This is a genomic window from Streptomyces sp. NPDC107581 (assembly GCF_055657175.1).
Map to the genome: position 1 here is coordinate 134,196 of NZ_JBVKBH010000005.1, position 21,803 is coordinate 155,998.

Genomic DNA, 21,803 nt, shown 5'->3' on the forward strand with positions numbered 1-21,803 from the left:
TCGTGCGGCACCGCACGTGGCCAACCCACGCGGCATGGCGACGTATCCGGCTAATGTCCGGTCGAATTCCTTCCCGTACTGATCGTGGGCAGGCACGCCGCTGTGCGGACGAACAACGGCCCAACCAGGGCCACCATCAGAGGAGGAAGCACACCCATGCTCAAACTCGGAATGTCCAGGCGTGCCATCGCCATGGCTGCCGCCACCGTCGCCCTCGCCGGCGTCACCACCGTCAGCCTCGGCGGCATCGCCAACGCCGGCGTAGCCGCCCCGCCCCCAGCGACCACGGACTGGTTCTCGCTCTACCTGCAAAACGACTCCGGGGGTCGCTATTTCCTGGTCTGCAACAAACAGTCGACCGGCACCACGGTGATTCTCAGCGCCTTCGACTACCAGGGGAACAAGCTGACGTTGCGGGATGTCAACACCGGCTGGAATCCCGGTGGCAAGAGCGTCAACTTCAACCCCGGCGGCTGCGAGGAATTCAACGTACTCGGCGGCGTCACCGGCCCGATCGAAGCGAGCATCCAGTCGGGCAAGTCGGTCTACTGGACGGGCTGGGCGTCCTACAACTGACCTCGTCCGCTTGTCTGAAACTGAGATGACGACGCCCTCCCCGGCAGGCGTCGAGAAGGACTCTTTTCATGCCCCGATCATGTGACTGTCGGCGGCCCTTGTCGTCGCTCCGAGCATGGGGCGGGACGAACACGGTGATCCGCCGGATGCCGAGTGGGAGCGGCTGCTGCCGTTCCTGCCGGTCAGCAACAGGCGTTGTGGCCGGTGGCGGGATCACCGGCAGGTGATCGACGGGATTCTGCACCGGGTACGGACCGGTGTGCAGTGGCGGGCGGCTGCACCATGACCAACGAGCAGCCGGGCAGTGAGCCGCTGGTCCTGGAACTCCTCGGCCCTTCACGGGATGCCCACGCTCTACGGGCCGCGTTTCAGCCGGTCAGTGAATTCCGTCGGTCGGCCCACACGGCATTCCGGGTCGGGAGCCGGATCCGGCTCCACCCGGCGAACAGGGACCGGTGGACCGGGTGGTGGCTCATCTTTCCACGCACGAGCGGAGGCCGGGACCCGTGGGTCCTGGCCTTCGTCCATGAGCAACACTGGTGCACCCCACCGCCGCGGTAGAACTCGGCACTCCCTATGACACCCATAGCGCCCCGGGGGGCGTGTCGGCGAGGTCCTGTCCTTGGCTCGGCCCGGGGACCGGCTCCGTCCTGCGGCCACTTCTGCCGTGCCGTCAGCAGGTACACACCGCCCTTCGTGCCGGGCGCAATTGTGCTCCGGCACGCGCCCGTGCCGGAGGCCGGGCGGAGCCGGGTGCCCGAGCGCGCCGTGTGGGCTGCCCGTTCGGTCAGATGTAGCCTTCCCTCACGGCATGGGCCACGGCGTGTGCGCGGTTACGCAGGTGCAACCGGGTGGTCAGCCCATGGATGACGTTCTTGACCGTGCGTTCGGAGTAGGACAGCTTGCCGGCGATCTCCCCGGTGTCGAGGCCTTCGGCGACCAGCCGCAGCACATCCACCTCGCGTGGTGTCAGTCCCGAGGAGGGCGTGCCGGAGCGGCCCGCGCCGTCGCCATGGAGCGTGCCCACCCGGTGGATGAGCCGGCCGAGCAGGTCGGCGGGCAGGTCACCGTCGCCGCGGGCGGCCGCGAGCACGGCCTGGACCAGCCGGTGCGCCGTGGCCTCGTGGCGCCACACGATGGCACCGACCCCGCACTCGATGACGTCCAGGAGTTCGCTCTCGCGCAGCGCGCCCACCACGAGGACGGCGCGCACCCCCTCGCCGCGCACCAGCCGGCGCAGCCGGGTGAGCACGGGCCCGTCCAGTGCGTCGGCGACGAGCAGGGCCACCGTGCCGGGACCGGCGGCGGACTCGTCGCGCAGGTCGATCTCCGGGTGCGGGCGCAGCTGGCCGGTCGCCCCCTCGCGGGAGATCGGGTCAGTGGCGTGCACCGCCACGGGAATCCGGGCCGCCGGTCCGGCCGGACCGGCGGTCGTACCGAAGCCGGTGATCCTCGATGAGCTGAACACCCGTGTCCCCTCTGTCCGCACGCCCGCCACGGCTGCGGGTCCGGTGACGGGCGGGTCTTGTCCACATTCCTGCGGCGCCGGGGGCGGGCGCAATCGTGGAGCACCACGAACCGCACCACGAGATCGGCCGTACGACAACCACGAGGGCAGGGGTGCCTTCGGTTCCGCCGTAGGGGCGCCGGAGTCTCGTGGTTCTTCTCACGCCGCGGGCAGGGCCACCGTTGCCCGGCGCCAGCCATCCTCGTACGTGAGGGCCGTCACATCCGCGCAAGGAGGCAGGGATGTCCCAACCGGTACGTGAGCTGCGGGAAGCCGTCGGACTGCTGGCTGCCGAGGCCGCACGTGCCCGGTCCGGCACCGGCCGTCTGGTCCTGCTGCGCGGCGCCACCGGCACGGGCCGCACCACGGTCCTGGAGGCCGCCGCCGAGGACGCCGCCGCGCACGGCATGCGGGTGCTGCGCGCCCGCTGCTCCCCCGGCGGCGCCACGATCCCCTTCGCCACCGTCCTCGAACTCCTCGGCTCGGCCTGCGGGTTCGCGGACGTGACGACGGACGGCGACGAGCGCACGACCGGGGGCAGGCTGTGGCAGGTGCTGCGCTCCCGCGCCGGACAGGGACCGCTGCTGGTCGCCGTGGACGACGCGCACCTGGCCGACGGGGCCTCGCGCCGCTGGCTGGTGGAGGCCGCCCGGCACATCGACCGCCTGCCGATCGTCCTGGCCGTCACCGAACGCAGCCAGTACGACGTCGACCCGCCCGCCAACGGCATCGCCCACTCCCTCTCCCCGACTCTGCTCAGCACCCACACCCTTCCCCCGCTGACCGCCGACTCCGCTGCGGCGCTGGTGCGTTCGGCGTTCCCCGGTGTCTCCGCCGGCTGGGTCGCCGACTGTGTGCGGGCCGGGGCGGGCAGCCCGCTGCTGCTGCGCGCCCTCCTCGACGACCTGGCCGGGGGCAGCCACCCGCTCGTGCCGGACACGTCGGCCGCGCTGTACCCGGGGGCGTATCCGGCGGCGGTGCAGTGGTGGCTGGACAGCGCCGGGCCCGGCACCACCGAGGTGGCGCGGGCGCTGGCGGTACTCGACGAGGGCCTGGACAACCGGCCCGCGCCGTGTGCCGGCAAGCCCGCGATCGGTCTGCCCACGCTGCTCGCCCGGCTCTCCGGCGCCGACCCGGCCCGGGTCGCGGGCTGGGTCACCGCCATGACCGGCTTCGGTCTGCTGCACCGCGACGCAACCGGCCACACCCGCTACGCCCACCCCCTGCTGCGGGACGCGATACTCACCGGTGTTCCCGCGGACCGGCGGCGGGCCGCGCACCGGGCGACCGCGGAGGCGATGCTGTACCACGGCGCCCCCGCCGAGATGGTGGCCCGTCAGCTGCTGCTCGCCGATGCGGTGGACGCGTCCTGGACGGTGCCGGTGCTGCAGGACGCCGCCTCCCTGGCGCTGCGTGCCGGGCGCGCCGACGAAGCGGTCGCGTTCCTGCGCCGGGCCCTGGACGAACCCCTCTCCGACGACCGCAGACAGCGGGTGCTGACCGAGCTGGGCTCGCTGGAGTACGCGGCGTCCGGCTCCTCGGCCGGCATTCCGCGGCTCACCGAGGCGCTGCGGCTGCCGGGGGCACCGCAGGACCGGGTGCGCGCGGCGGTCGCCCTCGGCACGGCGCTGACCGGCCGCGGCAAGACCCGCGCCGCCGTCGAGGTGCTGCGCTCGGTGGACCAGGTCGGCGACCGTCCCGAACTGGTGCGGGCCCTGCACACGGCCTCTCTCCAGCTGGCCGACAAGGAACAGGAGTTACGCCAGGAGGAGTACCGACGGCTGCTCGCCGCCGCCGGGCGCTCGCCGGAGCTGGTCGGCACGGCCGGACAGGCGTTCCTGGTCAAGTACGCGGCCACCGCGGGCCTGACTTCGGCGAAGGACGCGATGGAACGCATCCGCGGCCTGCTCGCCGAACCCGCCGACATACTGGCCGAGCCCTTCCTGCTGGGGACGACCGCCGCGGTCGCCCAGTGGGCCGACCAGCTCGACGAGGCCGAACGGCTCGTGGACCGCGGCCTGGCCGGCCAGCGCCCGGACGTCCTGCACCCCATGCAGGAGTCGCTGCTCAACACCCGTACGGACATCGCGGCGGCGCGGGCCGACTACACGCGTCTGCTGGCCGCTGCGCCACCGGCCACCGCGACCCCCACCAACACTCATGGCCACGTCCTGATCGCGCTCGTGGAGACGGGCCGCACGGCCGAGGCCGAACGCCTGGCCGCGGCCTTCGACCTGCGCACGGCGCCCGAGTCCTGGGAGCTGAACCGCTTCCTGTACGCGCGCGGTGTCCTGCGCGCCGCGACCGGCGACCCGGCCGGCGCCCTGCACGACTTCCTGGAGTGCGGCCGCCGCCAGTCGGCCCGCGAGGTGGTCAGCCCGGTCGTCACCCCGTGGCGCACCGCCGCAGCCGAGTGCCGCCTGGCCCTGGGCCTGCCGCGGGAGGCGCTCGCCCTGGCCGAGGAGGAGCTGCGGCTGGCCCGGGTGTGGGACACCCCCCGCACGGTGGGCCGGGCGCTGCGCGTCCTCGGCACCGCGACCGGCGGCCGCCGCGGCCTGGACCTGACCGAGGAGGCGGTACGACTCCTGCGGGGCGGCCCGGCCGCCACGGAACTGGCGGCGGCGCTGCTCGCCCTGGGCCGCAGGCTGACGGTCTCCGGGGAGTTGTCCCGCGCCCGCGACAGCCTGCGCGAGGCGGCGGAGCTGGCCGAACGCCTGGGCGCCGTACGGCTGCAGGGGCTGGTCGAGCAGGCGCTGCGGGCGGGCGGTGCGCGCCGTACCGCCGCCCGCACCGGCACCGCCTCGCTCACCGACAGCGAACGCCGCATCGCCGAACTGGCCGCCGAGGGGCGCACCAACACGGAGATCGCGGAGCTGCTGCACCTGGCCCGCCGCACCGTGGAGACCCACCTGACGCACACCTACCGCAAGCTGGGCATCCGCCGCCGCGGCGCCCTGAGGACGGCACTGGCCGGGGACACGGCCGGCGGCCGGGCCTCGTGAGCCGGAGGATGTCCCCGTCCCCGGGCGCACAGCCGGAGGATGTCCCCGTCCTCGGGCAGGCGGCGGACGCGGCGGACGCGGCGGGCGTGCGGCAGCAGTGGTGCACCGCAACGTGCCGTGCTCAGGACCGGCGCACGGCCGCGGCGGGCGGGCGTTCCCGCAGGGCGCCGTACCCGATGAAGTAGGCGGGGAGGCGGCGCGCCCAGCGCGAACCGGTGAGCAGGTGCGCGACGCGCTCGGCCCGCTTCGCGCTGCCGAAGGGCGGCCGGCCCTGCAGGACGGGAGCGATGACGCGGGCGTGGGCGAGCCGCTGGAACGCCTGGGTGGCGACCGTCGTGGGCCGGCGCCGGCGCTGCACACCGCGTACGTCGTGCAGGCGTACGGTCCCGCGGCGCAGCGGCTCGGCCAGATGGCGGGCGGTGGCCACGGCGTCCTGGACCGCGAGGTTGATCCCGATGCCGAAGACCGGGGACATCGCGTGCGCGGCGTCGCCGATGCACAGCAGGCCGGGGCGGTGCCAGCGGCGCAGGCGGTCCAGGCGTACGTCGAGGAACTTGATCTCGTCCCAGGAATCCAGGGTGTGGACGCGGTCGGCGATCCAGGGGACGGCGGCGGCGAGGTCGGCCAGGAAGCGGTCGAGGCCGGCGGCGCGGCGCTGCGTGTCGGTGCCCTTGGGGATGAGTACGGCGCACTGCCAGTAGTCGCCGCGGTCGATCATCGCGATCAGGAAGCGGTCGCCGGCTTCGCCGACGAGTCCGCGCGGGTCGCCCTCGTGGCGGGGCAGTCGCAACCACCAGGCGTCCATCGGGCAGGGGAAGCTGCGCAGTCCCAGCTCCGGCAGGAAGCGGGCCAGTGACGCCCGGCCGTCGCAGGCGACGGTGAGGACGGCGTGCAGCTCACCGGTGCGGCCGTCGCGGGTGCGGTAGCGCACCCCGGTCACCCGTCCGGATTCGACGAGGAAGGAGGTCGCTTCGGTGTTCATCCGCAGCTGGAAGCAGGGTTCGCGCCGGGCCTCGTCCGCAAGCAGGTCCAGCAGGTCCCACTGGGGCACCATCGCCACGTAGTTGTAGGGGCCGCGCAGCACGGTGAGGTCCCCGACCGTGGCCATGGAGCGGCCGGCGCCGACCGGCAGCTGGACGGTGCGCACCCGGCGCTGCGGCAGCCGGGCGAAGCGCTCGGCCAGACCCAGGTCGTCCAGCAGGGCCAGGGTCGAGGGGTGGACGGTGTCACCGCGGAAGTCACGCAGGAAATCGGCGTGCTTCTCCAGCACGGTCACCTCGACGCCGGCCCGGGCCAGCAGCAGGGCGAGCACCATGCCCGCGGGGCCGCCGCCCACCACACAGCACGTGGTCCGTTCCATGGCCGTTCCGCCCTTCGCGAGACCATTAATTCATCAATCGATGAATATTATACTCCTCGCGCTGCGCCGACCGCGGTTCCCGGCGGGCTCCGCGCGCCGGGCCGCCCGCCTCCCGGGTGCACGAGGACGGTGCGACGGAACATGCCGCCAGGTGGAGCAATCACCGGCGTGCCGCGGCCGGGCACAGCAGGCTGGACCTCTTGCCGGGGTCGTGTGACAGGAGTCCGCAGTGCGAAGGCCGCGTAAGCCGAACCGCCGGGCATGTCGTCCGCCGGCACGTCACGCCTCCCGGGCCGCCCAGGCAGCTGCCACGGCGTGCGCGCACAGGAGCGAGGGGTGAAGCACGCGCGCACCGGACGCGTGGGCCGGGCCCCGGAGGCCGCCACGGCCGTACAGCCCCGGCTGCCCGCACCCCCGGCATGGATGCGCTGGCTTCCGGTCCTGTACGTCGTGGCCGTTCTGGCGCTCGAACCCCTCACCCCCGTGGACTGGCCGGTGAGTTTCGTGCTGATCGCGGTGCCTCTGGTGACCGCGTTCGCCCACGGACCCGTGACGGTGGCCGGTGCGACGGTGTTCGCCCTGCTCCTCGAAGGGGTGCTGGCCGGCACTCCGTGCTGCGCGGGCCGGGCCGTCGGGTATCTGTGGGACCGCCACTACGTGGCCTCGTACATCTGCACCGCGCTGGTGGGCGCCCTCGGCACGATCCTGGCCGCCCACCGGACCCGCCGTGAGCGCATGCTGGCCGATGTCCGCTTCGTGGCCGAGATCGCGCAGCGCGTGCTGCTCCGACCGGTTCCGCACCGGATCGGCAACCTCGTCCTGGAGAGCCTGTACCTCTCCGCCGACGCGGAAGCGCGCATCGGCGGCGACCTCTACGAGGCCGTCCCCACGGCGTACGGAGTCCGGCTGCTCATCGGCGACGTGCGCGGAAAGGGCCTGCTCGCGGTCGAGACCGCCGCCGCCCTGCTCGGCGCGTTCCGCGAGGCCGCGCACGACGAAGCCGATCTTCCCGCCCTGGTGGGCCGTGTGGAGACGAGCATGGACCGCAGGGCGACACAACTGGGCGGAAGCGAGCTGGGCGAACGGTTCGTGACCGCGGTCTTCGCCGAGGTCCCCACCGAGGGCCAGGTCGTCCGCGTCGTCAACTGCGGGCACCCGCCGCCCGTTCTGATGCGCCACGACGAGGTGCGTGAGCTGGACCGTGGACGGTCGGCCCCGCCGTTGAACCTCGGCATGCTCGTCGAGGACCCGTACCAGGTCGACGTCTACGACTTCCGGCCCGGCGACCGGCTCCTGCTGTACACCGACGGCATCACGGAGACCCGCGACTCGGACGGCACCTTCTACCCCCTTCTCCAGCGCCTGCGCGACTGGGGTCCGCTCCCGCCCCGCGAGCTGCTGGAGCAGCTCCACAACGACCTGCTGGCCTACAGCCACAACCAGTTGCAGGACGACACCGCAGCGCTCACCGCCTGTCTGCTGGCCGACGAGCGCGGCGCGCCGGCTCCGCCCGTGGACAGGGCGGGCGGGAGCGGCGGGCCGCGTTGACGCCGGCCGGCCCCACGGCGCGCACGGCGGCGGCCCGGACGTGCCGGCCGCGTCGACGCAGCCGGGCGCCCCGGCCCGCGGCGCCGGTCCCGACGAGCCGGTGATCGCCGGATCTCCTGGATGCGCGGACGGGCTTCCCCGGTCTCACCCCGGACCGCGTGGTAGCGTCCCGTCCCGGGCCCGGCCGTGGCCGCCCGAACGAGGTGTGCGCCGTACCCGGCCCGCCAGGACGAGGCACGCACGGAGACATCGTGGACACCGGCACACACCTGATCGACTTCGCCCACGCCGCCCCTCGGGCACGCCCGTTGGACGTGAGGTGGATCCACGGCTCGCCGTCGGCCAAGCACAACACCGACCCCGACATCCAGGTCCACGCCTACGACGAGCACACGTTCGTCCTGCGGCAGAACATGGCGGTCCACTACGAGGCGCCGTTCCTGTTCCTGCTGTGCGGCAACGAACGGGCGGTGCTCATCGACACGGGCGCCACCGGGTCCGCCGCGTTCTTCCCGCTGCGCCGGGTTATCGACGGGCTCCTCGCCGACTGGCTCGCCCGCCATCCCCGGGACGGGTACGAGCTGCTCGTGCTGCACACCCACGGGCACGGTGACCACGTCGCCGGCGACGGCCAGTTCACGGGCCGCCCCGACACCACGGTGGTGGGCGCCGACCGCGCCGCCGCATGGCCGTACTTCGGGTTCGACACGGACCCGGACTCCGTCGCCCGCGTCGACCTGGGCGGCCGGGTACTGGAGTGCCTGGCCACCCCGGGCCACCACGAGGCGGCCGTGACGTACTACGACCCCGCCACCGGCCTCCTGCTCACCGGTGACAGCGTCTATCCCGGCCGGCTGTACATCGAGGACGTCACCGCTTTCGCCCGCAGCATCGACCGCCTGATCGAGTTCGCCGACCGGCGGCCGGTCACCCATGTGCTCGGCTGTCACATCGAGATGACCACCGAGCCGGGCGTGGACTACCCGGTCCGCACCACCTACCAGCCCGCCGAGCCCCCGCTCCAGCTGGCCCCCGGCCACCTTCGCCGGATCCGTGAGGCGCTCACCGAACTCGGCGACGATCCCTCCTGGCGCGCCTACGACGACTTCGTGCTCTGCCCCCACGGCTGAGCGGCCGGGAATCACCGCCTCCGGCCGCTCAGGCACGTGCTCAAGCGGCCGTCGCCCCGCCGCGTTCCTCCCCGTCGCGCTCCTCCCCGCCGTGTTCCTTCCCGTCGTGTTCCTTCCCGTCGCGGTGGATCGGCCTCCTCGAGCCGGTCAGGGGAACGCCCGTGCCGCCCCGCCCGGCGGCGACGATCTCCGCCGCGATCGACAGGGCGGTCTCCTCCGGTGTGCGGGCGCCGAGGTCGAGACCGATCGGCGAGCGCAGCCGGGCCAGCTCGCGCTCGCTCACGCCTTCTTCCCGCAGCCGCCGGTTGCGTTCCTCGTGGGTGCGGCGCGAGCCCATCGCGCCGACGAAGGACACCGGCATCCCGAGGGCCGCCTTCAGCAGTGGTACGTCGAACTTCGCGTCGTGGGTGAGCACGCAGAGCACCGTGCGGGCGTCGGTCCCGGTGCGCCGCAGATAGCGGTGCGGCCAGTCGACGACGACCTCGTCGGCGTCGGGGAAGCGGGCCCGCGTGGCGAAGACCGGGCGGGCGTCGCAGACGGTCACGTGGTACCCGAGGAACTTGCCGGCCCGCGCCAGTGCCGAGGCGAAGTCCACCGCGCCGAAGACGATCATGCGCGGAGGCGGCACGTTCGACTCGACCAGCAGGGTCAGACCGCCGGGACAGTGCGAGCCGTCCTCGGCGATGTCCACCGTGCCGGTCCGCCCGGCCTCCAGCAGGGCCCGGGCCTCGGCCGCCGCCCTCGGGTCCAGCTCCGCGTGACCGCCGAGACCGCCCTCGTAGCTGCCGTCCTGTCGCACCAGCAGGGCGTGGCCGACGAGTTCGGCCGGGCCGCGGGCGACCCGGACGAGAGCCGCCGGTTCGCCCCGGCCCGCGGCCTCCAGAGCCGATGCCAGGACCGGCCGGCCGGGCGTTTGCCCACCGACCGGCGTGATCAGCACCTCGATCGTGCCGCCGCAGGTCAGTCCTACCGCGAAGGCGTCCTCGTCGCTGTAGCCGAACCGCTCCGTCACGCTCTCGCCCGTCCGCAGCGTCTGCAGGCACAGGTCGTACACCGCGCCCTCCACGCAGCCGCCGGAGACCGAGCCGACTACGGTGCCCGCACTGTCCACGGCGAGGGCCGCGCCGGGCCCGCGCGGTGCGCTGCCGCCCACCGCCAGCACGGTCGCGACGGCGAAGTCCCGGCCCTCTTCGACCCACCGGAGCAGTTCCCCTGCGATGTCAAGCACGTGGTTCCCCCGCCAGGATGACGCGGTCCGGCCTGATCGGCAGCTTCCGGTGCCGTACGCCGGTCGCGTGCCAGAGGGCGTTGGCGATGGCGGCCGCGGCGCCCACGATGCCGATCTCGCCGATGCCCTTGATCCCGACCGGGTCCTCCGGGTCCTCGTCGTCGATCCAGTCGGCCTCGAGATGCGGTACGTCGGCGTGCGTGGCCACGTGGTAGCCCGCGAGGTCGGCACCGACGACGCCGCCGAACGCGCGGTCCCGCACCGCCTCCTCGTGCAGGGCCATGGAGATGCCCCAGATCATCCCGCCCAGGAACTGACCGCGCGCGGTCAGCGGGTTGACGATGCGGCCCGCCGCGAACATGCCGAGCATGCGCCGCACGCGTACCTCGCCGGTGCCGACGTCCACGGCCACCTCGGCGAACTGCGCCCCGAAGGAGTGGCGTTCGGCGGGCGCGAGGGCGCCGATGGCCGCGGTGGTGTCCGACCGCACGGTGATCCCCTCCGGGGGGATGTCACCGGTCAGGGCCAGCCGGTCGCGCAGTTCTTCGGCCGCGGCCGTGACCGCCCAGGCCCACGAACGGGTGCCCATGGAACCGCCGGCGATCATCGCCGGTCCGAAGTCGCTGTCCCCGATACGCACATGGACGCGCTCCGGCGGCACGCGGAGTGCGTCCGCGGCGACCAGGGTGATGGCCGTACGGGCGCCGGTGCCGATGTCGGCCGCGGCGATCCGGACGGTGAAGGTGCCGTCCGCGGCGGCGCTCACGGCAGCCGTGGACGGTCCGGCGCCCGCCTGGAAGGAGGCCGCCGCCGTGCCGGTGCCCAGCAGCCAGCGGCCGTCCCGGCGCACACCGGGGCGCGGGTCCCGGTCGGCCCAGCCGAACCGGCGGGCGCCCTCGCGGAAACAGGCGGTCAGGTTGCGGCCGGCGAACGGCAGGCCGGAGACCGGTCCCTTGTCGGGTTCGTTGCGCAGCCGCAGCTCGATCGGGTCGATGCCGCACTTCTCGGCGAGTTCGTCGAGCGCCGCCTCCAGCGCGAACGATCCCGGTGCCTCACCGGGGGCACGCATCCAGGTCGGGGTCGGGACGTCGAGCCGTACGACGCGGTTGGCGGTGTGGTGCGCATCGGCGTCGTACATCACCCGTGCCACCCCGGCGCTCGGTTCGACGAACTCGTGCACGGTGGAGGTGAGGCTGAGCGAGCTGTGCTCCAGTGCGCGCAGCCGTCCGCCGGTGTCGGCGCCGAGCCTGACGCGCTGGACGGTGGGGCTGCGGTAGCCGGCCAGGGAGAACATCTGCCGGCGGGTCAGCACGACCCGCACGGGGCGCTGCAGGACGGTCGCGGCCATCACGGCGGCCACCTGGTGGACGCGGACGCCCTTGCTGCCGAAGCCTCCGCCGACGTGTTCGGAGCGCACCCGCACCGAGGCCGGGTCGAGCGAGAAGAGGCTCGCGAGTTCGCCGACGACCCAGGTGGCGCCCTGGTTGGAGTCGACCACCTCGAGCCTGCCGCCGTCCCAGCGGGCGGTCGCCGCATGCGGTTCCATGGGGCTGTGGTGCTCTTCGGGGGTGGTGTACTCGGCGTCCACGACGACGGCCGACGCGGCCAGCCCGGCGTCGAGGTCCCCCTTCTGCGTGACGGCCGGCACATGGCCGTCCAGCGTGTAGGCGTCCGGGTGCTCGCCGGTGAAGCCGACGTCGTGGGGCTCCTGCTCGTAGTGCACCACGAGGGCCTCGGCGGCCTCCCTGGCCTGCTCGGAGGTCTCCGCGACGACCAGCGCCACCGGCCAGCCGAGGTGCGGCACCCGGTCGTGCTGGAAGACGGCGCAGGTCGGGTCGGGCTTCGATCCCATCAGGCCGGCGTAGTCGGTCTCCAGGCGCAGGGCGTTGCGGTGGTCCAGGACGGCGAGGACGCCGGGCATGGCGAGGACGGGAGCGGTCTCCACGGCGCGGATGCGGCCGCGGGCGACCGTGGACAGCACCAGCCAGCCGTGCGCGAGGCCGGCGAAGGGTATCTCTCCCGCGTAGCGGGCCGCTCCGGTGACCTTGTCCCTGCCCTCGACGCGCGTGTGCGCGGTGCCGACGGCGGACACCGGCGTGCGGGTGCCGGTGGTGACGGTGGTCATCGGGCGGCCTCCTCGGCGAGTTCGGTCAGTACGGCCACCATGAGGTTGCGCATCAGGGTCACCTTGTATCCGTTGTGCGGCAGCGGCCGCGCCGCGCTCAGCTCGGCGTCCGCCGCCGCGGCGTAGGTCCCGGGTCCGGCCGGCGCGCCGCGCAGGACGCGTTCGGCCGCGACGGCCCGCCACGGACGGGAGGCGACCGCGCCGAGGGCGAGGCGGACGTCCCGGACCATGCCGTCGCGGACGTCGAGCGCGGCCGCGACCGAGCCGATGGCGAAGGCGTACGAGGCGCGTTCGCGGACCTTGCGGTAGCGGGAGTTGGCGGCTGCGGGCGCGGGCGGCAGGGTGACGCCGGTGATCAGCGCGCCCGGCGGCAGGGCGGTCTCACGGTGCGGGGTGTCGCCGACGGGCAGGTAGAACTCCCGGAGCGGCAGCTCGCCCGGCCCGTCCGCGGTCTCGAAGCGGACGACGGCGTCGAAGGCGGTGAGGGCGACGGCCATGTCCGAGGGGTGTACGGCCACGCAGTGGTCGGACGCGCCCAGGATGGCGTGCTGGTGGTGTTCGCCCCCGACGGCGGGGCAGCCGCTGCCGGGGACCCGCTTGTTGCAGGGCTTGGTGACGTCGGTGAAGTAGCCGCAGCGGGTGCGCTGGAGCAGGTTCCCGCCGACCGTGGCCATGTTGCGCAGTTGCCCGGACGCGCCGGCCAGCACCGCCTGCGCCAGCGCCGGGTAGCGGCGCCGGACGTCGGGGTGGGCGGCCAGGTCGGCGTTGGTGACGGTGGCGCCGATGCGCAGGCCGCCGTCCGGCGTCGGCTCGATCTCGTCGAGCGGGAGTTCACGGATGTCGATGAGCCGGGCGGGCCGTTCGACTCCGGCCTTCATGAGGTCGACGAGGTTGGTGCCGCCGCCGAGGAGGCGTGCGTCCGGATCGGCGCCGAGCAGCGCGACGGCGCCGGCCACGTCGCTCGCCCGCTGATAGCCGAACTCCCTCATGCCACGGCCTCCTTCACCGCTTCGCCGGTGGTGTGCGCCGCGGCGGCCGGGTCCGCGTGCGTCCCGGCCTCGGCGGCCCGGGCCACCGCCTCGACGATCGAGACGTACGCGCCGCAGCGGCACAGGTTGCCGCTCATCCGCTCCCGGATCTCTTCGGCGGTCAGGGGTGGTGGTCCCGCTTCGGGCCTGATGTCGTCGGTGACGGCGCTCGGCCAGCCCGCCGAGTGCTCCCGGATCACCCCGATCGCGGAGCAGATCTGTCCCGGAGTGCAGTAGCCGCACTGGTAGCCGTCCAGGTCGAGGAAGGCCTGCTGCACGGGGTGCAGCTGCTCACCGTCCGCCAGACCTTCGACGGTGGTGATCTCGCGCCCTTCGGCGGCTACGGCCAGTTGCAGGCAGGCCACGGCCCGCCGCCCGTCCAACAGCACCGTGCAGGCACCGCATTGGCCCTGGTCGCAGCCCTTCTTGGGGCCGGTCAGATCGAGCCGTTCGCGCAGTGCGTCGAGCAGAGTGGTGCGGTGGTCGACGGGCAGTGTGTACGTCTCGCCGTTGATCTTCAGGGTGATGACACTGGACGTCGATAGGGCCATGGGAAGCTTCTTTCGCGTTTCCAGGACAGAGGTGAGTCCGGGACGGTTCCAGGACAGAGGTGATTCCGGGTCGGAGGGTGCGGCGGCCGGGCACCGGACGCCGCGGACGGCGCCTGGGACAGCCCGTTGGGCAGGGGCGGTCCGAGCTTCGTGACGCCCGGTCCGAAGGTGCCGGCCGCCGACTGCTGCGGGGCCGCGGCCACAGCTATCGTGGACGTGACCGGACAGCTGTCCGCTACGTGAAAACTTAACGGACACTTGTCCGCTTAGCAAGGGCGGGGTTCAGCCACGAACCCTCTAGGAGGACGAGTGCAAGAGAAGAAGGACGCACCCCTGCGCTCGGACGCACAGCGCAACCGCGAGCGCATCCTGGACGTGGCGCTCGCCGAGCTGACGGCCTGCGCGGACACCCCGCTGAGCGCGATCGCCAAGAAGGCGTGCGTCGGGCAGGGCACGTTCTACCGCAACTTCCCCAACCGCGAGGCACTCGTCCTGGAGATCTACCGCCACGAGATGCAGCAGGTCGCCGACAGCGCGGCCCAACTGCTCAAGACCCTGGCGCCCGAGCAGGCTCTGCGCGCCTGGATGGACCGGCTCGCCGAGTTCGCCATGGCCAAGGCCGGCCTGGCCGACGCGATACGGCAGGCCACCAGCACGCCGGGAAGCCCGGCAAAGCCGGCCCACACGCCGGTGACCGCCGCGGCGGAGCTCCTGCTCCGCGCCAACGAGGAGGCCGGCGTCATCCGGCCCGGGGTCACCGGGGAGGACTTCCTCCTCGCCATCGCGGGCCTCTGGCAGCTCGACCCGCGCGACGACTGGCAACCACGCGCCGCCTGGCTCCTCGACCTCGTCATGATCGGCCTGCGAGCGGGGGCGGCGCCGGGACGGTGAGCGGCGCGCCGTGGGCCAAGGGCCGACGGGCACGGTGAAGCGCGGGGGCGCCCGGCCGGCGGGTGCCGCAGGGTTGCCCCGCCGGTGCGCACCGCACTGCCGGCGGTGGGACGGCCGAGGCGGAGAACCGAGAGTGCTGCACGCACACCTCTCGGCCGTTTCGCATTCCGGGACGGAGAGACCGTCGCCCCGTGCACCTACGATGGCTACCAGTGCCACATGCAGTTCCTGCTGCACGCTCGCCGACCGGGTGGGACCGGGACCCCGTGGCGGCGCGGCGACAGCCACCGAGTGCCCCGGCAGCGGCCGGCCGGCAGAAGGAGGGCGGCATGCCCGTGGCGGACATCGACGCGGACACCGAGGTGGAGGTCCTGATCGTCGGCGGCGGGCCGGTCGGGCTCACCGCCCGCGTCCTGCTGGAACGCTGGGGCGTACGGTCGTTACTGGTCGACAAGCGCCGGAAGCTGTCGCCCTTCCCCCGGTCCCGGCTGGTCAACGTGCGCTCGATGGAGATCTACCGCCGGCTCGGGCTCGCCGCCGGGATCACGGCCCACGCGTTCGCACCGGAGTACGGCCGGGTACGCTTCCGCGACACCCTGTACGACCGCGACTTCGCCACGGCGGCGATGACCGGGGTGAACGCGCCGGTGCCGGAGAGCCCCGTGACCGGTGTGGTCACCTCGCAGGACCGGCTGGAACCCACCCTGCTCGCCGCGGCACGGGCCCCGGTGCGGTTCGGGGTCGAGCTGATCCGGCTGGCCGAAGAGGCCGACGGTGTCCTGGCGCTCCTCGCCGACCACGAGCGCGGCGTACGGACCCGGATCCGTGCCCGCTGTGTACTCGCCGCCGACGGCGCCAACTCCACCGTCCGGGACCTGCTCGGCATCGGCACCACAGGCCCGGGAGCGATGGGGGGTTTCACCACCGTCGTGTTCGACGCCGACCTCGACCGCTGGTGCGCCCACCGGCCTGCCGGGGTGTACTTCACCGCGCACGGATCGTTCGCCCCGCTCTACCCCGAAGGCGGCTGGGCCTGGTTCGGTCCCACGCCCGAGGACGTGGCGGACGCCGACTGGCCCGGCCTCGTCGCGCGTGCCCTCGGTCCCGGCGCCGGCGTGCAGGCCGAGGTGGTGCGGGTGCAGCACTGGGTCATGAACGCGTTCGTCGCCGAACGCCTTCGCCGGGGCCGGGTCCTGCTGGCAGGCGATGCCGCGCACGCGGTACCCATCTTCGGCGGCCTGGGCATGAACACCGGCCTCGCCGATGTGCACAACCTGTGCTGGAAACTGGCCGGCGTGCTGCGCGGATGGGCCGGCCCGGGCCTCCTGGAGACCTACGGGGCGGAACGGCAGCCCGTCGCCCACGAGACTCTCCGTCAGACGGTCGCCAACACGCAGCTCATGCTCCGTGTCCAGAGCCGGCGCCGCGAACAGCTCCGATCCGGCCAGGGAGCGTCGGCCCGGGTCGAACTTCCCTGGTCCGAGCGGTACTTCGCCCAGCTCAATCTCGTACTCGGCGTCACCTACCGGTCCGAGGCCGTCCTCACCGACGACGACGCCTCACCCGACCCGTCCGGCACCGGCACCGGCACCGGCAGCACCAGCACCAGCACCAGCACCAGCACCAGCACGGACTACGTCCCGACCGCGGAGCCGGGCCGTCGCATGCCGCACCTCTGGCTCACCCGCGACCGCTCCACGCTCGACGCCTTCGGCGAATGGTTCACGCTGCTCTGCCCGGACCCCGCTCCATGGGCGGCGGACACCACCGCACCCTGGCCGCTGCGCATCGAGACCCTGCCCGGGGAGCACGCCGACCGCTGCGGCATCGGCCCGCGCGGAGCGCTGCTCGTCCGACCCGACGGTCACATCGGCGCCCGCTGGCGCGACCGGCCACCGGACGGCACCGCCCTTCACCAGGCCCTCGCCGCGCTCACCTGCTCACTCCCCTCCTGATCCCACGGCCCCTCGGGGCGCCGTCCCCAGCCCGGGCCCCGGCGGCCTGCCGGCGGTAGCCTGCTCGTGAGGGCAGCCATGGCCGATGAGGTGCGCATCCGGCTCCTCGGCGGTTTCACCGTGGCGGTCGAGGACCGTCCCGTCGCCGCCGGGGCGTGGCGGCTGCGCAAGGCCCGGAGCCTGCTGAAACTGCTGTGCCTGGCACCGGGCCACCGGATGCACCGCGAGCGGCTCTACGACCTGCTGTGGCCGGGCCTCGACCGGACGGCGGCGTCCAACAACCTGCACCAGGTGCTGCACGCCGTACGGCGGGCGCTGGCCTCCACGGGCGCGCCGGGCGATGTCGTCGTGCTCCGCGACGACCTGGTCCTGCTCGGCCCCGACGGCGGTGTGCGGATCGACCTCGACGCGTTCGCCGAGGCGGCACAGCGGGCCTGCGACGGCGGCCGGGCCGCGGACTACCGTGCCGCGCTCGCCCTGGCCGCCGCCGGACTGCTGCCCGAGGACCGGTACGAGCCCTGGGCGAGCGAGGCGGCCGAGGCCCTCCAGACGCGGCGCACGGCACTGCGGCTGGGGCTCGGCGAGGCGCTCGAGCACGATCACCACAGCGCCGAGGCCATCGACGTCCTGCACACCCTGATCGCCGAGGAACCTCTGCACGAGCCCGGCCACCGGGCGCTGATGCGGGTCCTGGCCGACGCCGGGCGACGCCGCGAAGCGCTGGCCGCCTACGAGCGGCTGCGGGAGGCGCTCCGCCGTGACACCGGGGCCGACCCCGACCCGCAGACCCGCCGCCTCTACCGCGAGCTGCTCGCCGGCTCGGTCGAGGAGCCGGTCGGGGAGCGGGAGCACCGGCCGCGGGCCCCACGGCACAATCTGCCGGCACCGGCAACGGCTCTCATCGGCCGGGAACGCGAGATGGCCGAGGTGGCCAGGCTGCTCGGGCGGAGCAGGCTGCTGACGCTCACCGGGGCCGGCGGCTGCGGCAAGACCCGGCTCGCGCTCGCCGTGGCGGCCCGCCGGCGCGACGGTTTCCGGGACGGTGCGTGGTTCGTGGATCTCGCCGGGCTGGCGGAACCGCACCTCGTGCCCGAGGCGGTCGCGGCGGCGCTGGGTCTGCAGCTTCCCCAGTCCGGCGGGGGCCGTCAAGCACTGATCGCCCAGCTCCGCGGCCGGGAGATGCTGCTGGTGCTGGACAACTGCGAGCACCTGGTCGATGCGTGTGCCGCCCTGGCCTCGGAGGTCCTGGCCCGCTGCCCGGACGTCTTCGTACTGGCGACCAGCCGGGAGCCGTTGCGCAGCTATGGAGAGCGGACCTTCAGGGTGCCCTCCCTGGGTCTGCCGGATCCGCGCCGGCTGCCGTCGGTGGACGAGACGGGCCGCTTCGCCTCGGTGCGGCTGTTCGTGGAGCGGGCGGCCGAAGCGGCCCCGGGATTCCGGCTGACTCCGGCGAACGCCGAGGCCGTGGCGCAGATCTGCTTCCGGCTCGACGGAATGCCCCTGGCCCTGGAGCTTGCGGCGGCCCGGGTGCATGTGCTGGCCCCGCGTCAGATCGCCGAGCGGCTGGACGACGCGCTGGCCCTGCTGGGCCGGGGCAGCCGGCGTGGCGCGACCCGCCAGGAGACGCTGCTGGCCACCCTGGAGTGGAGCCACCGGCTGCTCGACGACGACGAACGGCGCCTGCTGCGCCGGCTGGCGGTCTTCGCGGGCGGGTTCTCGCTGGCCGCGGCCGAGAAGGTGTGCGCGGACGGTGCGCGCGGCACCTCGGTGCTGGACCTCCTCGGCCGGCTGGCCGACAAGTCCCTGGTGTGCGTGGAGCCCCGGCAGGAAGAGGTCCGCTACCGGCTGCTGGAGACGATCCGGCAGTACGCCGCCGACCGTCTGCGGGCCGCCGGGGAACAGGAGGCCACCGAGGCCCGGCACCGGCGTTTCTATCTGGCGCTCGCCGAGGCGCAGGACCACGAGCCGCCCACCGGGGTCTGCGGCTCCACGTCGCTGGAACTGGAGGCCGACTACGGCAACCTGCGGGCCGCCCTGCGCTCCTTCCTGCGCCACGAACCGGACAGTGCGCTGCGGCTGGCCGTCGCCCTGCGCTCGTTCTGGGCCGAGCGCGGGCGCCTCGCCGAGGGCCGGCGCTGGCTGGAGGACACCCTGGCCGCCGCTCCGGCGCCCACCCCGCAGCGGGCGAGCGCGCTGATGGGGCGCGCCGTGCTGGCCATCCGCCTCGGCGACGTCTCCCCGCTGGACGACATCGCCGAGCAGATCGTCGGGATCCAGCAGCGCCGGCAGGACCCGGCGGCGCTGGCGTCCGCCCACTGCCGGCAGGCGATCCTGCTGTCGATGTGCGGCACATGGGACCGCGCCCGCAGCGCCCTCGGCCGGGCCCGCGCCCTCGCCCGCGACGCAGGCGCCCCCTCGGTCCTCGCCGTCGCCGCGTACCTCGACGGTGTCTGGGCCGTCTGCCGCGGCGAGGGCCCGGTGGCGCGCGGGGCCTGCGAGGAGAGTCTGCGGCTGCTCGACGACGTCGAGGCGGCGAGCAGGCCGTTCTTCCCGGTCATGACGCCGGGTTACGCGGTCGAGGACGACGCGGCGGAACAGGTGTCGCTGTTCTTCGAGGAGACGGTGCTCCCCGGTCGTACGGTCGGCCCGTCCCGGGCCCGGGGCTATGTTCTGGCGAATCTCTCGTGGGCGAGCCGGCTGGAGGGCGACACCGGCGCCGCCGCCGAGGCGGCCGGGCGGAGTGCCGACTGCTTCCGCGCGCTGGCCGACCCGCACGGGGAATCCTTCGCCCTCAACGCGCTCGGCAACATCCACCGCAGCCGGGGCGACCACGAGGCGGCACGGAAGTACCTCGATGCGGCACTGGCGATCAGGCGCCGCGTCGGCGACCGCCGGGAGGAAGGGATCACCCTGGGTTGCCTCGGCCTGCTCCAGCTGGCCGAGGGGGACACCGCGGGCGCGCTGGCGACCATCGCCCGCGTTCTCGCGGGCTTCGAGGAGACGGACGACATCCCGGGCAGCACCAGCAGCCTGCTGCATCTCGGGCTCGTCGCCCGCGCGGCGGGCGACGCGGCGCGGGCCCGCGCCCTGCTGACCCGCGCCCTGCGCCTGGAGCGCATCGCCGGGTCGGCCTCCGCCGCCGGCTGGGTCGCCGTCATGCTGGCGCGGCTGCAGTGGCAGGAGGGCGACCGGGCCGCCGCCGAGGCGACCGCGGTCCGGGCCGGTGACCTGTTCGCGCGCCTCGGCGACACCCACGGCCCCGCCGTCCTGCGCCGGTTGCTGTCGCCGGCCCGCACCGGCCGGAGCCGTTGCTGAGTGAGCCGTTGCTGAGTGAGTGCTAAGAGGCACTGCCTACGGTCCTGAACATCAGCGCAAGCACTCGTACCGAGGAGCCGACCATGTCGATCGACACGGCAAAGGGCGTCCTGGGGGACGCCACCGTCGCCGAACTGGAGGCGGCCCTGCGCGGCACCGTCGTCCGCCCCGACGATGCCGGCTACGACCAGGCCCGCGCGGTCTGGAACGGGGCCCACGACAAACACCCGGCGCTGGTCGTGCGGTGCGCCGGGACCGCGGACGTGGTCCGTGCCGTCGAGTTCGCACGCAGCGAGGATCTGCTCGTCGCCGTGCGCGGCGGCGCCCACAGCATCGCCGGGTTCTCGACCTGCGACGACGGCATCGTCATCGACCTGTCGCCGATGAAGGGCGCCGTGGTCGATCCCGAACGGCGCCGGGTCGTCGCCCAGGCCGGGATGACCTGGGGCGACCTCGACCACGAGACCCAGGTCTTCGGTCTCGCCGTGACCGGCGGTCTGATCTCCACCACGGGTATCGCCGGCTTCACGCTCGGCGGCGGGGTGGGCTGGCTGCTGCGCAGCCATGGTCTGACCTCCGACAACCTCACGGCGGCCCAGGTCGTCACCGCGGACGGCCGGGTGGTACGGGCGGACCCGCAGGAGCACCCCGAGCTGTTCTGGGCGTTGCGGGGCGGCGGAGGCAACTTCGGTGTGGTGACCTCGCTCGAGTACCAGCTGCATCCGGTCGGGCCGCAGGTCCTGGCCGGCCTGATCGTCTACCCCCTGGAACAGGCACGGCAGGTGGTCACCGGCTGGCGTGAGCTGACCGGCCGCATGCCCGACGAACTGACGACGGTGGTGAACCTGACGACGGCCCCTCCCCTGCCGTTCCTGCCGGAGGAGGTCCACGGGACCCGCGTCGCCGTGCTGGTCGCCATGTACGCGGGCGATCCCGCGGCCGGAGAGGCGGCGGTGGCTCCGCTGCGGACGCTCGGGACACCCATCGCCGACCTCATGGGCCCCATGTCGTACACGAGCATGCAGTCACTGCTGGACCCGTTGTGGACGGCGGGTGCCCACAACTACTTCACGTCGGCGTTCATCGAGCCGTCCGACGCCGCGCTGGAGGCCGTGCTGCGACGCCACCTGACCACGCCCACGCCCACGAGCGAGATGCACATGCACCAGCTGGGCGGCGCCTTCGCCCGGGTGCCCGCCGAGTCCACGGCGTTCAGCCAGCGGGATGCGAGCGTGCTGTGCAATGTGATCGCGCGCTCCCCCGACGCCACGGACTTCGATGCGCATGTCGCGTGGGCCCGTGCCACCCGTGAGGAGATCGCGCGGCACGGCCACGGGGCCATGTACGTCAACTTCACCGGTGACGCGGCCGAGGACAAGGTGCGTGCCTCGTATCCGGGCGCGGTGTACGAACGGCTGGTGAGGGTCAAGGACACCTACGATCCGACGAACCTGTTCCGCCTCAACCAGAACATTCGCCCTTCGAGCGCCGCCTGACCGGGTTCCCGGGGCCCGGCACTGCGGTGCAGCGGTCCCGGCCGGTGCGTGCGGGAACGGGACCGTTCGTCCGTGGTGCCGAAGGTCCGCA

General features: G+C 73.7%; 14 protein-coding genes and 1 pseudogene. 9 read left to right on the forward strand and 6 right to left on the reverse strand.

Annotated elements, in window-relative coordinates; all coding sequences use genetic code 11:
* Positions 1 to 156 precede the first annotated feature (156 nt).
* Positions 157 to 576: a hypothetical protein gene (locus tag ACZ7P3_RS13990; protein ID WP_472081194.1), complete on the forward strand. Its 420-nt coding sequence runs from the start codon at positions 157 to 159 to the stop codon at positions 574 to 576.
* 115 nt (positions 577 to 691) lie between these two features.
* Positions 692 to 847: pseudogene (locus tag ACZ7P3_RS13995) on the forward strand (transposase); the annotation flags it as partial.
* 516 nt (positions 848 to 1,363) lie between these two features.
* Here ACZ7P3_RS13995 and ACZ7P3_RS14000 read toward each other — a convergent pair.
* Entirely contained in the window at positions 1,364 to 2,044 is a 681-nt protein-coding gene (locus tag ACZ7P3_RS14000; protein ID WP_472081195.1) for a helix-turn-helix transcriptional regulator, read from the reverse strand.
* 281 nt (positions 2,045 to 2,325) lie between these two features.
* Here ACZ7P3_RS14000 and ACZ7P3_RS14005 point away from each other — a divergent pair, with 281 nt between their 5' ends.
* Positions 2,326 to 5,085 (forward strand): LuxR C-terminal-related transcriptional regulator, encoded by a 2,760-nt coding sequence (locus ACZ7P3_RS14005; protein ID WP_472081197.1) that lies wholly within the window; start codon positions 2,326 to 2,328, stop codon positions 5,083 to 5,085.
* A 121-nt stretch (positions 5,086 to 5,206) separates the two neighbouring features.
* Here the strand turns inward: ACZ7P3_RS14005 and ACZ7P3_RS14010 are convergent, their stop codons facing one another.
* Complete coding sequence (locus ACZ7P3_RS14010) at positions 5,207 to 6,445, reverse strand: FAD-dependent oxidoreductase (RefSeq protein WP_472081199.1); 1,239 nt, start codon at positions 6,443 to 6,445, stop codon at positions 5,207 to 5,209.
* A gap of 423 nt (positions 6,446 to 6,868) precedes the next feature.
* On the opposite strand from ACZ7P3_RS14010, the gene ACZ7P3_RS14015 reads away from it, so the two are divergent.
* Positions 6,869 to 7,993 (forward strand): PP2C family protein-serine/threonine phosphatase, encoded by a 1,125-nt coding sequence (locus tag ACZ7P3_RS14015; protein WP_472081959.1) that lies wholly within the window; start codon positions 6,869 to 6,871, stop codon positions 7,991 to 7,993.
* 251 nt (positions 7,994 to 8,244) lie between these two features.
* Positions 8,245 to 9,123, forward strand: a complete 879-nt coding sequence (locus ACZ7P3_RS14020; protein WP_472081201.1) for an MBL fold metallo-hydrolase — start codon at positions 8,245 to 8,247, stop codon at positions 9,121 to 9,123.
* A gap of 40 nt (positions 9,124 to 9,163) precedes the next feature.
* Here the strand turns inward: ACZ7P3_RS14020 and ACZ7P3_RS14025 are convergent, their stop codons facing one another.
* From ACZ7P3_RS14025 to ACZ7P3_RS14040, 4 genes are read right to left on the reverse strand one after another with little or no spacing between them, the layout of a single operon-like run.
* Entirely contained in the window at positions 9,164 to 10,351 is a 1,188-nt protein-coding gene (locus ACZ7P3_RS14025) for an XdhC family protein (RefSeq protein WP_472081203.1), read from the reverse strand.
* Positions 10,344 to 12,476, reverse strand: coding sequence for a xanthine dehydrogenase family protein molybdopterin-binding subunit (locus tag ACZ7P3_RS14030; RefSeq protein WP_472081205.1), 2,133 nt, complete (start codon positions 12,474 to 12,476; stop codon positions 10,344 to 10,346). The genes ACZ7P3_RS14025 and ACZ7P3_RS14030 overlap by 8 nt, the downstream gene beginning before the upstream one ends.
* A complete protein-coding gene (locus ACZ7P3_RS14035; RefSeq protein WP_472081207.1) occupies positions 12,473 to 13,465 on the reverse strand; it encodes an FAD binding domain-containing protein in 993 nt (330 codons plus the stop codon). The genes ACZ7P3_RS14030 and ACZ7P3_RS14035 overlap by 4 nt, the downstream gene beginning before the upstream one ends.
* Positions 13,462 to 14,055 carry a (2Fe-2S)-binding protein gene (locus ACZ7P3_RS14040; RefSeq protein WP_472081209.1) on the reverse strand — a complete coding sequence of 198 codons (594 nt, stop codon included), beginning with the start codon at positions 14,053 to 14,055 and terminating at the stop codon, positions 13,462 to 13,464. Before ACZ7P3_RS14040 ends, ACZ7P3_RS14035 begins: the two co-directional genes overlap by 4 nt.
* 309 nt (positions 14,056 to 14,364) lie before the next feature.
* Here ACZ7P3_RS14040 and ACZ7P3_RS14045 point away from each other — a divergent pair, with 309 nt between their 5' ends.
* From ACZ7P3_RS14045 to ACZ7P3_RS14060, 4 genes are all read left to right on the forward strand, one after another.
* Positions 14,365 to 14,946, forward strand: a complete 582-nt coding sequence (locus ACZ7P3_RS14045) for a TetR/AcrR family transcriptional regulator (RefSeq protein WP_472081211.1) — start codon at positions 14,365 to 14,367, stop codon at positions 14,944 to 14,946.
* A 329-nt stretch (positions 14,947 to 15,275) separates the two neighbouring features.
* On the forward strand, positions 15,276 to 16,901 hold the full coding sequence (locus ACZ7P3_RS14050; protein WP_472081213.1) for an FAD-dependent monooxygenase: 1,626 nt from the start codon (positions 15,276 to 15,278) through the stop codon (positions 16,899 to 16,901).
* Positions 16,902 to 16,979: 78 nt separating this feature from the next.
* Positions 16,980 to 20,216 (forward strand): BTAD domain-containing putative transcriptional regulator, encoded by a 3,237-nt coding sequence (locus tag ACZ7P3_RS14055; protein WP_472081215.1) that lies wholly within the window; start codon positions 16,980 to 16,982, stop codon positions 20,214 to 20,216.
* Between the two features lie 83 nt (positions 20,217 to 20,299).
* The gene (locus ACZ7P3_RS14060; protein ID WP_472081217.1) at positions 20,300 to 21,712 is read left to right on the forward strand and encodes an FAD-binding oxidoreductase; all 1,413 of its coding nucleotides are present in this window, start codon (positions 20,300 to 20,302) and stop codon (positions 21,710 to 21,712) included.
* The last annotated feature ends 91 nt before the right edge of the window (positions 21,713 to 21,803 follow it).

Coding starts and splice junctions, on each gene's coding strand:
- ACZ7P3_RS14060 (WP_472081217.1), top strand. CDS start 20,300: ATGTCGATCGACACGGCAAAGGGCGTCCTGGGGGACGCCACCGTCGCC.
- ACZ7P3_RS14050 (WP_472081213.1), top strand. CDS start 15,276: ATGCCCGTGGCGGACATCGACGCGGACACCGAGGTGGAGGTCCTGATC.
- ACZ7P3_RS14040 (WP_472081209.1), bottom strand. CDS start 14,055: ATGGCCCTATCGACGTCCAGTGTCATCACCCTGAAGATCAACGGCGAG.
- ACZ7P3_RS14030 (WP_472081205.1), bottom strand. CDS start 12,476: ATGACCACCGTCACCACCGGCACCCGCACGCCGGTGTCCGCCGTCGGC.
- ACZ7P3_RS13990 (WP_472081194.1), top strand. CDS start 157: ATGCTCAAACTCGGAATGTCCAGGCGTGCCATCGCCATGGCTGCCGCC.
- ACZ7P3_RS14015 (WP_472081959.1), top strand. CDS start 6,869: ATGCGCTGGCTTCCGGTCCTGTACGTCGTGGCCGTTCTGGCGCTCGAA.
- ACZ7P3_RS14055 (WP_472081215.1), top strand. CDS start 16,980: ATGGCCGATGAGGTGCGCATCCGGCTCCTCGGCGGTTTCACCGTGGCG.
- ACZ7P3_RS14010 (WP_472081199.1), bottom strand. CDS start 6,445: ATGGAACGGACCACGTGCTGTGTGGTGGGCGGCGGCCCCGCGGGCATG.
- ACZ7P3_RS14035 (WP_472081207.1), bottom strand. CDS start 13,465: ATGAGGGAGTTCGGCTATCAGCGGGCGAGCGACGTGGCCGGCGCCGTC.
- ACZ7P3_RS14005 (WP_472081197.1), top strand. CDS start 2,326: ATGTCCCAACCGGTACGTGAGCTGCGGGAAGCCGTCGGACTGCTGGCT.